Consider the following 13,613-nt stretch of genomic DNA (forward strand, 5'->3'; position numbering starts at 1 on the left):
ATTCTTAGAGTGTAATAGTAAAGCAACATTTTAACTACAAAATACCAAGTATAGCAGAACTATACATCCTTCCGATGGGAATTTGCTTATCCCGTATTACCACATAGCTACTGTTATAGGCTTTTACTTTATTTAAAGCAATAATGAAAGACCGGTGTACCCGGACAAACAAAGTATCCGGTAATTTTTCTTCCATTTCTGAAATGGCTTGGTAAGAACGGTATACTTCACTTTCAGTATAGATTAGTAAACAGTTACGTTGCGCTTCCAGGTATAAAATATCATCCAGAAAGATCTTTACCGTTTTACGGTCACACTTAACGAAAATAAATGGCCTTGCATCAATTTTATCTACTGTTGGTAAAACAAAGCTATTGCGCTGGTAAAGGGTCAGGTAGCGGTTTATAGCTTTTGAAAATCGCTCAAGGGAGATAGGTTTCAGGAGGTAATCCACTGCGTTTAACTCGAAGCCCTGAACAGCATAGTCGCTATAAGCGGTCGTGAAAATTATGCCTGTGGAAGCTTTGATTGTACTGGCAAACTGATTACCCGGCACGCCAGGTAAATTTATGTCTAAAAATACAAGGTCGATCTTTTCCGAATTCAGAACTGTCAGGGCTTTCGTACCACTGCTGAAAATCCCCTGTAATTTGAGAAAAGGGAACCGGGCAATGTGCATTTGCAGTACGGTAGCTGCCGGTGATTCATCTTCTATGATAATGCAGTTAATGTCTTCACGCGGCTGCATAGAGTTTTATTTTTAAGGAGATAAAATAACTGTCCTCCTGTTCTGAGACTTGCAGAAAATGAGTTTCAGGGTATAAAAGTGCAAGTCGTTTTTTTACGTTTACGATCCCGAATCCGCTTTGTCCTTCCAGCGCATCAGCAATAGCTTTTTTCTGTGGGATACTGTTTTCTACTTTCAGTGTGAGCCAATCTTCTTTTACAGAAATATAGATGGTGATCCAACCACTTTCCCCTTCATCGTTCATGCAATGTTTAAAGCTGTTTTCAATAAAGGGCAGCAGCAGGAAAGGCTCTATCATCCTGTTTTCTACTTCACCTGCTACCGTAAAGCTCAGTTCAAGACGGTGATCGAAGCGCATCTGTTGCAGCGCAATGTAATTGCTGATGTACCGGATCTCTTTTTCAAGCGAAATAATTTTATCATTTGCTTCATACACCGAAAAGCGCAGCAGCGAAGAAATCTGTAGCAGCATATCGCCTGCATCATCCGATTTAGCCAGTATTCTGGAGTAGAGGCTGTTCAGCACATTGAACATAAAATGAGGGTGAAACTGGTTACGCAGCGAATGCAGCTCGGCCTGCATTTTTTCTGCCTCTATAGTCTGCGCTTTGTTCTTTTCCTTGGCCCAGTAATAGAAAAGCTTAATGGAAAAAGGCACTGTTACCACAAACTGCAGTTTTATAACATTGTACAGGTATGGCGCTGTGCTCAGCAAAGGTTCTTTTGTCCAGTTGGTCAGGAAATAACTTATAATGATGTGGTTGTCAATCAGCCTTTGAATGAAAGCGAATAGCAACAGGAAGCAAGTATAAATGAGTAGAAAGCTTCCGATTTTATTTTTGAAGAACATGGCTTCCATCAGCCACTCCATTACCAGCAGAACAAAAACTACTTTTGGTAGAAGACTGAATAACTCGTTGTAAAAAGCAGTTGATATATCCCGTGCAGCAAAGCCCTGCGCAAGGCTAAAAAGCAATACGTAGCCTGCCCAATACAGTATATACCAGTTGCGTTTGCCTGCCCCGGTGGGTGTGAAAATCTCTGTTTTAATCTGGGGCATAGGTAGGTAATGAGTGCAGTGATGTCTATGCAAAATAATGACATCATCTTATTTAAATCACCTTTTATCAAAGATTACTTTAGTAAGAAGCTGGCTGAACGGGCTGCCATGTTGTTTGTATCGGGAAACCTGTTTTATGTATAGGATAATTTTAAAATTTTAAGATCAAAATTATATTGATCTCAATTTCAGAGCTTAAAATCAATCCTATATGAAAAAAGGTAAGGTAGTGTTATTGCTTCTTCTGATTGTTGTTGGGATTTCCTCATTAAGCACACAGGCTGCTACGGAAGTATACCCAACCAACTGGTGGACAGATATGAAGATGAACCAGATCCAGCTGCTAATCCGAAGTACAGATGAGGAACTGGCCGGTAAAAAAATAAACATTTCGCATCCGGGCATTACCATCCTTAAAACCCACCACTTTGAGAATGCCAGGTATGTTGCTGTAGATATTGCCATTGCATCCACAGCTAAACCAGGTATTGTAACTATAGAGCTGAAGGGAAAGGGGAAAACACAAAAGTTAAAGTGGCGGCTGGATAAAAAGCGGGAGGGGAATGGCACTGTGTATGCTCAGGGAGTTACTTCATCCGATTTTATCGACCTGTTGATAACAGACAGGTTCAGCAACGGCGATACCTCCAACGACCGCATTGCCAGCATGCGCGATCAGTCTCTGAACAGGGATTCTATCTACGACAGACATGGTGGCGATTTTCAAGGTATAATCAATCATATCGATTATTTCAAAAGCCTGGGTGTTACCGCTTTGTGGCTGCTGCCTGTTTTGGAAAACGACCGCCCCTACCGAACAGAACATGGTTATGCAATTACCAACCATTATAAAATAGACCCACGCTTTGGTGGCGCTGCCAAGTATAAGGAGCTGAGCGATGCCCTGCACAAAAACGGCATGAAGCTGATCATGGATGCGGTATACAACCACACCGGTTTGCAACACTTTTTAGAACAGGACCCACCTGCCAAAGACTGGATGCACCGCTGGCCTAGCTTTACGCAGACAACTTACCGCGAACAGACCTTGTTTGACCCCTATGCTGCACCATCTGATAAGAAAAGGATGAGTGATGGCTGGTTTGATAATGGCATGCCCGACATCAACCACGACAATCCGTTCATGGCTAATTTTATCATTCAGAACATGATCTGGTACATCCAGGAGTTTGGCATTGACGGCATCCGCATTGATACCTATACTTACAGTGATCTTGAGTTTGCCAACCGCTGCAACAAAGCTATTATGGATGAATATCCCAAAATCACCCTGTTTGGCGAAACCCGTGTTTTCGGGACAGCTAACCAGGCATATTTCAATGCGAATAATCTGGACTTACCTTATAAAAGTAACCTACAGTCTTCCGTAGACTTTCAGTGTCTTTACTATGGTATAATACCAGCCCTAACAGAACCTATCAACTGGACGAACGGCGTAAACAAACTTTATAATACTGCCAGCAATGATTTCCTGAATAAGAACCCCATGCAAAATGTGTTGCTACTGGATAACCATGATGAACCCAGGTTTTTCTCGGTAGTAGGCGAGGATGTGGAGAAGCAAAAGATTGGCTACCAGTGGCTGCTTACCTACCGTGGCATTCCGCAGTTATACTATGGGTCAGAAGTTTTAATGAAAGGCTTTACAAACCCTTTTGATGGGTTGGTGAGAAAAGATTTTCCGGGGGGATGGAGTGGCGACACTAAAAATGCCTTTACCGGCAAAGGGCTCACAAAGGACGAACGCGAAATTCAGGACCTGGTCAGAAAGCTGGGCAATTTCAGGAAAAGCTCATCGGCCTTAAAGACGGGGAAGATGATGCATTATGTTCCGGTTGACGGAGTATATGTATACTTCCGCTATGACGATGATCAAACTATAATGTGCGTGATGAATACGGATAGCAAAGCCCATGTGCTGGATTTTAAGAAGTACGCTGAAAGAACAGGCACCTTCTCTGAAGCAGTGAATATCATCAGCAACGATAAACTAAAAACCTCAGAGAAAGCTACCATCCCGGCGATGCAGATGTGGGTTTTGGAATTAAAGAAATAAGAACAAAAACTTCAGCACTTTATACTTTACAAAGCCAGATGGATCAGCAACCAAACTACATCACATCTCTAACCTCTTTGCGTGGTTTAGCTGCCCTTTGGGTCATGCTGTTTCACCTGGATGTGATTTTCTTTTACAGGGATTTTGGACCTTTCATTCCGCACGAACTAACCGGCATAATTACAAAAGGATACCGATGGGTTGACTTTTTCTTTTTACTCAGTGGCTTTGTCATAAGCCATGTATACGGTGCAGCATTTGCAAGTTCCACAGATAAAGTGAATCTGATCAAATCCTTTTTATGGGCACGCTTTACCCGGATTTACCCGCTGCATCTTTTTATACTTGTGTTATTGATCCCGTTTGCTGCCATTGTACCAGTATTGTTTCCCGCTGTTGTAGACGGCAGCTGGGAAACATTTATGGCTTGGCCTGCGCTTCTGGACAACCTGCTCCTGATCAATGCCATGAATCAGCATGTTTACCTTTCGTGGAATATCGTTTCCTGGTCTATTGGTGCGGAATGGTGGGCTTATGTTTGCGCTTGTTTTATACTTCCGTTTGTGTTTAAGAGTAACCTTACCTATAAAAGTATAGCCCTGGTCGTGTCAAGTGCAGTACTTTTCGGCATGTTCTCAATTCGTGGCCACCTGGACATTACGTTTGATTATGGTTGGTTAAGGTGTCTGGCCGAGTTCACGGTTGGAACTATAGTTTACCAGGTCTTCGTGCATCGAGTAGGGGAAGCATGGCTTTCAAAAAACACCAGCTTTTTAATTACAGCGCTATTGATTGTAATAGCTTTTCATTTTGGTCTAAGCGATATACTCCTGATTCCGTTATTTATAGCATTGTTGCTTTGTGCTGCTTATAATAATGAGATCATTAAAATGGTTCTGGAAAAGAAAACCTTACGCTACCTGGGAGATATATCTTACTCCATTTATATGATGCACGGATTCTGGTTCTTAGTATTCTGGTTTTCCCTGACCTATCTTAAAAGTGAATTAAAGATCACCTTACTTGCCGTTCCACTAAAACTTGGCCTTGGGGTTTCTTTTGTAAGTTCAACGATCATCAGTGCTCATTATACTTACCATTATATAGAGATCAGGGCGCGGCAACTTTTAAGAAACGCCTGGTTTTTGAAAAATGAGAAAAGTACAGTAAACGGCTAATCAGGAAGTGCGATGCAACTACATATGGTTTGAGATTTGATTGCCCAAAAAAATTGATTAGGTAAAATTTGAAATTAAGGGGAAATTAATTGAACAAAAAAGCCGCTCCAGTTTATCTGAAGCGGCTTTTTTGATGAAGTAGTCCGTAGGGGAATCGAACCCCTGTTGCCAGAATGAAAATCTGAAGTCCTAACCCCTAGACGAACGGACCAGCATGTTTACTTAACTGCGTCTTTCTGTGTGATTGACGGTGCAAAGATACTGCTCTTTTATTACGTGTCAAATATTTAGTGCGGAATTTTTCTCTTAAAACTGTAACAGACTGTGTATCAAAGGGGAAAAAAATATTGGTTTTCCATTAGGGTAATTGTAACTTCGCACTGGATTTTAAAAACATCTCAAACCTAGATACCATGTCTAAAATAAAAGTTGCAATCAACGGCTTTGGCCGTATCGGCAGACTTACTTTTAAGGCTCTGCTCGAGAAGGACAATGTAGAAGTAGTAGCTATCAATGACCTGACCAATACCAAGACGCTGGCCCACCTGCTGAAGTATGACTCAGTGCATGGCCGCTTTAATGGTACTGTAGAGGCTACCGAAACCGGTATTGTTGTTAATGGTAAAGAAATCAGAATTACTGCTGAGCGCGAGCCTAAAAACCTGCCTTGGGGACAGCTTGGTGTAGACGTAGTATTGGAGTCTACTGGCCGTTTCGTTGATGAGCAGGGTGCCGGAGGCCACCTGGAAGCCGGTGCTAAGAAAGTTGTTATCTCTGCTCCTGCAAAAGGCAACATCCCAACGGTAGTACTGGGTGTAAACGAAGATATCCTGACTGGCGATGAGCGAATCGTTTCCAATGCTTCCTGCACAACAAACTGCCTTGCTCCAATGGCGAAAGTACTGGACGACACTTTCGGCATCGAGAAGGGCTATATCACGACTGTACACGCTTATACTGCTGACCAGAACCTGCAGGATGCACCACACAGCGATCTGAGAAGAGCCCGTGCTGCTGCTTACTCTATCGTACCTACCTCAACTGGTGCTGCTAAGGCTGTTGGCCTGGTATTGCCTCACCTGAAAGGTAAACTGGATGGCGTTGCAATGCGCGTTCCTATTCCGGATGGCTCTCTGACCGACCTTACCTGTATCCTGAAGAGACCAGCTACAAAAGAAGAGATCAACGCAGCCATGAAGAAAGCTGCTGAAGGCGATATGAAAGGCATTCTGGAGTATACCGAAGACCCGATCGTTTCTATCGACATCGTAGGCAACACGCATTCCTGCATTTTCGATGCGGAGATGACGTCTGCTAACGAAACGCTGGTAAAAGTGGTTGGCTGGTACGACAACGAGGCTGGCTATTCTAACAGAGCAGCTGACCTGATCTCCAGAATTGCAAACTTGTAAGCATTACCATACATGCTGATAAAACAAAAGCCCGCCCGCAAGGTGGGCTTTTGTTTTATAGTCTACGTATAGTTTTTAGCACCTGATCAAGAAGTGAAAGTGATATATATCATAGTTAATATAGATACGGTCGCTTATCTTTAGGTCAGTTAAAAGTTCAACATCCTATTTAATGCTGAGACATCCCATGAAAAGAATTCTGGTTCCGACTGATTTTTCTGAACAGGCCCTGTATGCCTTTGAAGTTGCTGTTGCAATAGCCCGTAAAACCGGTGCGGCTATCAAACTGCTGCATGTAGTAGAAATGCCCTACGCCCCAAGCTTTAGCGCTACCGGCGACCTGGTATCCAGAGACAGCATAGAGCAGGTGTACGTGCTGAAACTGCTTGAATCCAGCAGAGATGAAATGCAGGAACTGTTGCGAACTGTAGAACATAATGGGGTAGAGGTAGTGCAGGAAGTGGATGTTGACCGCGTAAACAGCAAGATCAGAAGGGTTGTCAGAGAAGATCAGGTTGATCTGGTGGTGATGGGATCGAAGGGAAGCAGCGGCATGGATGAGTTCCTCATCGGGTCGAATACAGAGAAAGTAGTGCGCACTGCCGATTGCCCTGTGCTGACAGTAAAACGCCGCCAGCCAAACTTTGATATCAAGAACATTGTACTTGCCTCTGATTTCAAACGCGAGATCAGGACTGCAATAGACAAAGTAAAGATGTTCCAGGACATTTTTGATGCTACACTTCACCTGGTGTACATCAATACCCCGGGTGCATTCGAGTCGAGCAACAACATCAGAAACACGATGGAAACGGCAGCGCAACGTTATGGTCTGAAGAATTATACTATAAATGTGTACAACGATGTGATCGAGGAAGACGGTATCATGCATTTTGCCCAGGATATTGATGCAGACATGATCATGATGCCTACGCACGGCAGAACCGGTTTCTCGCATTTGTTAAGCGGAAGTATAGCCGAGGACCTGGTGAATCATACCAGCAGACCGGTGCTGACCTTTCACCTGCGCTAAGCAATAGCTCCCTGAAGTGGCTTGATTGCCTGAACCTATTCAGACATCATACTATAAAGTATAAAAGACCGGCCATGGCATCCCGTGGTCGGTCTTTTTATTATACTTCAGAAAGCCTTACTTTTGCTTTACGGCCATTTTAGTCACCCCAAGTATGGATACAAAACCACACATACGGTTCATTATAAACCCAAAGTCTGGCCCTAAAAGCAAGGTAGATGTTGCGGCACGCATCAAACTGCACCTCGACCACAGCAAGTATAGCCACGAGATTGTGTATACGGCTCATGCTGGGCATGCCACAGAACTGGCGCAAACTGCAGCCGGACAGGGTGCTGCAATGGTGGTAGCCGTGGGAGGTGATGGTACGGTCAGCGAAGTGGCGCGGGGGCTGTTAGGCACAGAAACTGCTCTGGCCATTTTGCCTCGGGGCTCCGGTAACGGGCTGGCACGGCACCTGCAGGTTCCTATGAATATTGATGGTGCTTTGCGCGTGATCAACCAGGGGCAGTCTACCCGTATCGACAGCGGAACTATAAACGGCCATCCGTTCTTTACGACCGCCGGAATTGGGTTCGATGCCTACATCAGCTCGGTGTTTGCCGGCAACAAAAAGCGTGGCCTTAAGACCTACGTGGAGCTTGTGTTGAAAGAGGTGCGCTATTACAAACACCTTCCCGTAAAAGTATCTATCAACGGAAATACGCTGGATACCGATTGCTTTGTGCTGGCTTTTGCCAACGCAGCACAGTATGGCAACAACGCCTACATTGCCCCTTTGGCAGATATACGGGACGGATTACTGGATGTGTGCCTGGTGCGGCAGCTGGACATGTTCAAAGCGTTGAACCTGAGCTACTGCATGCTGACCAAACAGGTTGCCAGTCCTGACAGTGCCGAGTATTTCAAGACGGATAGCGTTGATGTAGAGACAGACCACCGCATCATGTACCATGCCGATGGTGAGTTTATAGGGCACGACTCCAAGTTTAGTGTGCGGTTGCTGCCGTTGTCGTTAAAAGTAATAACATTAGAGAAACCATGAGTGATAAGAACAAGAAGGGCAGGCAGGGTGTTGTGTACTCTACCAATCCGGATTTTAGTTACGAATACGAGCAGGGCAACGAAGCGGAAACGCTGCCCCCGCAACAGCAAAACCTGAAGGTAATGCTCGACAAGAAAGCCCGCGGCGGCAAGCAGGTGACGCTGGTGGCTGGTTTTGTCGGCTCCGACGACGACCTGAAAGAACTTGGCAAATTGCTCAAAAACAAGTGCGGTGTGGGTGGATCAGCCAAAGATGGCGAGATCCTGATTCAGGGCGATTTCCGCGACAAAGTGCTGCAAACATTGGTTGCTGCCGGCTACAAAGCCAAAAAAGCGGGAGGTTGATTTGAGTTAGAAAGGTAGAAAGTGATTTGAGTTAGAAAGGTAGAAAGTTAGAGAGTTAGAAAGTTGATCTTCTCCTTCTTTACCTTTTTACTTTTTTACTTTTCTAACGTATTTCTCCGGTCCTTCCACGAGGTAGAAGTTGGCAGTTTTCCGGACAAAGACTTTGCCGGCCAGGGCAGAGGCACGGGGAGGTGTTGCTTTGTATACCTGATACTCCTGCGTTTTGGACTGCTTCACAGGTGTAAATCCTATCTCCTCAAGTTGCTGCTGCAATGTTTTCACACTTAGTTTCTGCACCGGAATGCGCGCTTCTGTACGTCTGTACAGTACCAGTATCAGCAAACTGAACATCAGCGAGAAGATCGCGGCGTTCAATAAAATTTCAGCAATAAGTATACTTGTATCTCCCGAAAACCTGCCGGTTATTCCATACCAGATTGCGGTAAGCAAGCTATACATCAGAAAGAAGTATAGGTTCAACCTCAGGAAACGCAGCAAAGTATAGTTTTTCATTTTTGCTCTGACATAACATACTTGTTGGTGAAAACACCAACAAGGACGTAAATAACAATCCAAGGCGCGAGCGCCTCGCTCGTGAATGGCTATAGATTGGGCATCTGGCTCAGTCAAATCATAGATTCTACTCTATAGGAAGACAAGGGAAAGATTCCCGCGCCAGATTAAGAGAATGAAAAGGCCCTGCTCCCTGGAGGGGAATCTGCTCTCAAATTCAAAACTTCCAGTTCACACCAATCAACTGATATTTAGATATTACCTCGAAACTCAGAACTCGTAATTTGTAACTCTCAACAGGTCTTCCGGTGTGTCGATGCCAATGGTTTCGAACTCGGTTACAGCCGTGGCGATGCGGAAACCGTTCTCCAGCCAGCGCAGTTGCTCCAGCGACTCAGCAAGTTCCAGTGCTGATGGTGGCAGCTGTGTGATCTGCTCCAGGATATCAGCCCGGTACCCATAAATGCCGATGTGCTTGTAGTAGGTATGTTGCTTGTGCCAGATGTCGTTGGGTACGTTGCGGCAATAGGGGATAGGCTGGCGGCTAAAGTAGAGCGCTTCTCCGGCTTTGTTGATGACTACCTTCGGAGCGTTCACATTGAAAAGCTCTTCCGGGGATTGTACCTTTTTGATGAGCGTAGCCAGCTGTGTCTGCGGGTTCTGAAAACACTGCGCCACCAAGTCGATCTGCTCGGGACGGATAAAAGGCTCGTCGCCCTGTATGTTGATGATGTATTCGAAAGGCACATTGTTGAGCTGGTAGGCCTCGAAGCAACGGTCGGTACCGCTCTGGTGATGCTCGCCCGTCATTACGGCTTTGCCGCCAAAAGCCTGTACGTGCTCAAGTATGCGGTGGTCGTCGGTGGCTACCACAACCTCTGTAAGGTCTGATTTTTTAGCCTGCTCGTATACACGCTGTATCATGGTTTTGCCACCAATGTTGGTAAGGGGTTTGCCGGGAAAGCGGGTAGAAGCAAAACGTGCCGGGATGATGCCGAGAATCTCCATAGTTGAGGGTTGTTTTATACCTTGTTCTTACGGGTGCAACAAGTTTGCAACCGCCTCAAAGTTACGGAAGTGACGGAAGTATATCAGCAGGAGGGAGGCAAAATTAGCTTTTCTTTCCTCCTGACTTACATCATTTGAGTTTATACTTACTTCCGCTTCACCGAAACAACCCGGATCGCGTCCATCGCTCTGCTTTGGGTGGAGAGGCCGCATCGGATATCGAGTTGAGTACCTAGCCGCACAAACTCAATCACAACAGGCGTATTGCCTTCTACCTTGAAGGCCCCATCAATGTCCTGCTCATTTTCCGGTTTATACTTCTTATCGTTTATCAGCACCTCAAACCCGCAACCGTCTACCATGTATTCGCCCGACCATACAAGTATGGCATTGGCCGTTTCAGTTTCCTGTTGCATCGTATCCTGGCAGGATGTTAAAAATAGAGTTGTGATACACAGAAGCGTAGCAAGTAGCATTGTTTTCATAGGGTATGTCGTTAGGGTGAATGATCAATAAACAGGTAAGTCAATACAGCAGGAGAGCACTACTTTATTTCTTTTACAGATAAAACTATTATACTTTCAGCCTGTCGCCTGGCCATGCCGCAGACGTACTCTGCCTGTTTTCCGGGTAGCACATACTTTACCTCTACTGTCATTGGTTCCTCCTTTTTAAAAGCTGCATCAATGTCGCCTTCATTTTTCGGTTTATACTTTTTCTCATCTATGTAAATGACAAAACCGCAGCCATCTACGGCATAATCACCAGTCCAGTAAAGTGTAGCCGTGGCCTCCTGCACCTCCAGGTCGTCCTCTTTATCGCAGGAGAAGGCCGTTAAGGTTAAGGCAAGCAGGGCAGCAAAGTATAATTTTAGGGGTTTCATAAAGTGTGGCTTAAAGTTCTACCTGATAGACCCCAAACAAGGCAGAAGCGTTGCAAGCCCCAGTACCACATTCGTAATTATCAGGATACTTTTTTCACGCGGAGCGAGAACGTGCTCTGGTCGATTACCTGCACTATGTCGCCTTTTTCAATAAAGCCTTCACGGGCCTGGGCATCGTAGAGCATATCATCAATCATTACGCGGCCGGTTGGAGCCATGCGGGTGTGGGCCACGCCGGTTCTGCCGATCAGGTGTTCGGCAGCGTTGGCCGACCGGTATCCTTCTTTGCTGGTAAATGTGTTGTTAAGTACCAGGCGCTGCATGGCCTTGCTGCCAACAAGCCGGTTCCAGGTAAGGGCAATTACAACAACGGCTCCCACCATGCCAACTACTACGGAAATAAGGCTTTTCATCAGCTCCTGAGAGGGCACAAAAGTAAAATCGAAGTTTTGGTTATTGACCATGATAAGCACCAGCGACAGGAATACCAGCACAATACCGCTGATGCCAGCCACGCCAAACCCTGGAATTACCAGCACTTCCAGCCCGATGAGGACCAGGCCAAGTATGAACAGCAGGATCTCCCAGTTTTCGGCCAGGCCGTTGAGGTAGTAAGGCGTTAAGTATAAAATGCCGGCCACTACAGCCGCTACCAGCGGAAAACCAATGCCGGGCGTCTGCAGCTCGAACCAAAGCCCGCCCAGAATAATGAGCAGCAGGATACCACTGATAAAAGGGTTCAGGAAAAAAGAGATGACTTTGTTGGTGGTGCTCAGCTGGTAACGCACTACTTCGGCATTTTGCAGGTTAAGTTGTTTCAGCACGTCGTTTATACTACTGGCCTGCCCTTCGCAGTACCCGTTCCGGATCGCTTCGGATGTGGTGAAAGTGATGACCTGACCTGCCGACAGAGTGCTGTCTACGCTGGCATCTACCATCGACTCGGCCAGGCGCGGGTCGCGGCCGTTGGCCTCGGCAGTGGAGCGCATAATAGAGCGCATGTAGCTCTGGTATTTGCCCGGAGCGGCCTGTCCGTCGGCTGTTACCACGGTGGCTGCTCCGATATTGGCACCCGGAGCCATGTAAATGCTATCGCAGGCAATAGAAATAAGGGCACCTGCCGAAGCTGCATTTTTGTTGATGAACACATAGATCGGCTTGGGATACTCGAGCAGGCGCGTCCGGATCTCGTCTGCATCGTTAACGGCACCCCCATACGTATCCAGCTCAAGCAGCACATGATCGGCACCAATGCGGGTTGCCTCCTCCAGTGCCAGTTCGGTGTAGCGGTTGGTGCGCGGATCAATTGCATCTTTGATCTCCATTACAAAAACCTTTGGTCGCGAAGCCTGTGCCGGTGCCATCAGGGGCAGCAGCAGGAAGTATAACAAAGTACAAAGGGGCTTCCAATGCCAATGTTTTGCCATAGATTTCATAATTTAGAGGGCTGATGTGCTAGCAAACCTTAAGGTACTAAAAAAATAACAGGTTATACTTTCCCTACTTTATAAATATGATTTCGGTGCCCCCGTGTGGCGGATCCGGCTCGATACCCTTGCCGGCAGGCTGGCTGTGGAGGTGCGCGATGCGGACCTTCTGATCGCTTCTTTTTATACGTTCGACTGCCAGGCCCATGCGTTGCAGGAGCTGAAACTACCCGGGCAATTGACCTGGTGGCAGGGGCTGGAAGACGCACACAAGAACCTGCTCTTCATCCACGGGTACGGCGACCGCAAAGTAGGACAGCACAAAGGCATCACGGCCCTTGCAGCCGAAACAGGAGCGGTGCAGTGGCAGGAGCCGGACCTTACCTTTTATGGTGTAATAGCGGAAGGAGTGCTGGCCTACCCGGCAGCTACCCCTGAATCAGGTTTTATACTTTTACAGACCCAGTCAGGAGCAGTTTTACAGCAAAATATAACGCAGCAGGAAGCAGTTGAAAAAGTAAATAATTATAACATAGCGCGTTACAATGCCTGCACCTATCCGATGCTGTACCTGGAGGGGGAAGTATATTTTCTGGAAGTAAGCCGGTTTCTGGCGGAACAGGGAGCAGGGGAAGCGCTTAAGGCAATAGAGTATGCTGAGACAGAGCAGTTTATGATAATAAGCTATTACTGTTTGGCTGATGAGGATAAATTAGATAATTTCGTGGCAGTATTTGATTTAGAAGGAGATTTGCATTTAAAAGAGAAAGTAGCCGGCAACTTGCATGGCATAGGTTCAGATACTTTTTTTATCTTTAAGCACGAATTATACTTCGTTCAGAATTCAGACACCTTACAGGTATATAACCTTACTTTATAGTTATT

The 13,613-nt window shown here is 45.9% G+C and carries 14 protein-coding genes and 1 tRNA gene; 7 read left to right on the top strand and 8 right to left on the bottom strand.

Translation table 11 applies throughout. From position 1 onward, the window contains the following. Positions 1–34 precede the first annotated feature (34 nt). Positions 35–748 (bottom strand): LytR/AlgR family response regulator transcription factor, encoded by a 714-nt coding sequence (locus MJ611_RS08405; RefSeq protein WP_250429229.1) that lies wholly within the window; start codon positions 746–748, stop codon positions 35–37. Continuing rightward, a complete protein-coding gene (locus tag MJ611_RS08410) occupies positions 735–1,808 on the bottom strand; it encodes a sensor histidine kinase (protein ID WP_250429230.1) in 1,074 nt (357 codons plus the stop codon). The genes MJ611_RS08405 and MJ611_RS08410 overlap by 14 nt, the downstream gene beginning before the upstream one ends. Positions 1,809–2,019: 211 nt before the next feature. Between MJ611_RS08410 and MJ611_RS08415 the strand changes: the two genes are divergently transcribed. Further along, positions 2,020–3,885 carry an alpha-amylase family glycosyl hydrolase gene (locus MJ611_RS08415; protein WP_250429231.1) on the top strand — a complete coding sequence of 622 codons (1,866 nt, stop codon included), beginning with the start codon at positions 2,020–2,022 and terminating at the stop codon, positions 3,883–3,885. A 38-nt stretch (positions 3,886–3,923) separates the two neighbouring features. Next, on the top strand, positions 3,924–5,063 hold the full coding sequence (locus MJ611_RS08420; RefSeq protein ID WP_250429232.1) for an acyltransferase family protein: 1,140 nt from the start codon (positions 3,924–3,926) through the stop codon (positions 5,061–5,063). A gap of 139 nt (positions 5,064–5,202) precedes the next feature. Here the strand turns inward: MJ611_RS08420 and MJ611_RS08425 are convergent. Next, a tRNA-Glu gene (locus MJ611_RS08425) sits at positions 5,203–5,274 on the bottom strand. A gap of 202 nt (positions 5,275–5,476) precedes the next feature. On the opposite strand from MJ611_RS08425, the gene gap reads away from it, so the two are divergent. From gap to MJ611_RS08445, 4 genes are all read left to right on the top strand, one after another. Continuing rightward, on the top strand, positions 5,477–6,475 hold the full coding sequence (gene gap / locus MJ611_RS08430; RefSeq protein ID WP_250429233.1) for a type I glyceraldehyde-3-phosphate dehydrogenase: 999 nt from the start codon (positions 5,477–5,479) through the stop codon (positions 6,473–6,475). Between the two features lie 187 nt (positions 6,476–6,662). Further along, complete coding sequence (locus MJ611_RS08435) at positions 6,663–7,508, top strand: universal stress protein (protein ID WP_250429234.1); 846 nt, start codon at positions 6,663–6,665, stop codon at positions 7,506–7,508. Between the two features lie 154 nt (positions 7,509–7,662). Further along, the gene (locus MJ611_RS08440; protein ID WP_250429235.1) at positions 7,663–8,553 is read left to right on the top strand and encodes a diacylglycerol/lipid kinase family protein; all 891 of its coding nucleotides are present in this window, start codon (positions 7,663–7,665) and stop codon (positions 8,551–8,553) included. Continuing rightward, complete coding sequence (locus tag MJ611_RS08445) at positions 8,550–8,897, top strand: translation initiation factor (protein ID WP_250429236.1); 348 nt, start codon at positions 8,550–8,552, stop codon at positions 8,895–8,897. The genes MJ611_RS08440 and MJ611_RS08445 overlap by 4 nt, the downstream gene beginning before the upstream one ends. Before the next feature lie 87 nt (positions 8,898–8,984). Here MJ611_RS08445 and MJ611_RS08450 read toward each other — a convergent pair whose 3' ends face one another. From MJ611_RS08450 to MJ611_RS08470, 5 genes are all read right to left on the bottom strand, one after another. Then, complete coding sequence (locus tag MJ611_RS08450; protein WP_250429237.1) at positions 8,985–9,410, bottom strand: hypothetical protein; 426 nt, start codon at positions 9,408–9,410, stop codon at positions 8,985–8,987. A 270-nt stretch (positions 9,411–9,680) separates the two neighbouring features. After that, positions 9,681–10,418 (bottom strand): 3-deoxy-manno-octulosonate cytidylyltransferase, encoded by a 738-nt coding sequence (gene kdsB / locus MJ611_RS08455; protein ID WP_250429238.1) that lies wholly within the window; start codon positions 10,416–10,418, stop codon positions 9,681–9,683. Positions 10,419–10,564: 146 nt separating this feature from the next. Next, positions 10,565–10,834 carry a hypothetical protein gene (locus tag MJ611_RS08460; protein WP_250429239.1) on the bottom strand — a complete coding sequence of 90 codons (270 nt, stop codon included), beginning with the start codon at positions 10,832–10,834 and terminating at the stop codon, positions 10,565–10,567. Positions 10,835–10,962: 128 nt separating this feature from the next. Further along, positions 10,963–11,301, bottom strand: a complete 339-nt coding sequence (locus MJ611_RS08465) for a hypothetical protein (RefSeq protein WP_250429240.1) — start codon at positions 11,299–11,301, stop codon at positions 10,963–10,965. Positions 11,302–11,381: 80 nt separating this feature from the next. Continuing rightward, positions 11,382–12,728 (bottom strand): NfeD family protein, encoded by a 1,347-nt coding sequence (locus tag MJ611_RS08470; protein ID WP_250429241.1) that lies wholly within the window; start codon positions 12,726–12,728, stop codon positions 11,382–11,384. Positions 12,729–12,831: 103 nt separating this feature from the next. Between MJ611_RS08470 and MJ611_RS08475 the strand changes: the two genes are divergently transcribed. Further along, on the top strand, positions 12,832–13,608 hold the full coding sequence (locus MJ611_RS08475; protein ID WP_250429242.1) for a DUF4905 domain-containing protein: 777 nt from the start codon (positions 12,832–12,834) through the stop codon (positions 13,606–13,608). Positions 13,609–13,613 lie beyond the last annotated feature (5 nt).

The sequence above is a fragment of the Pontibacter ruber genome (assembly GCF_023630205.1).
GTDB classification, from domain to species: domain Bacteria; phylum Bacteroidota; class Bacteroidia; order Cytophagales; family Hymenobacteraceae; genus Pontibacter; species Pontibacter ruber.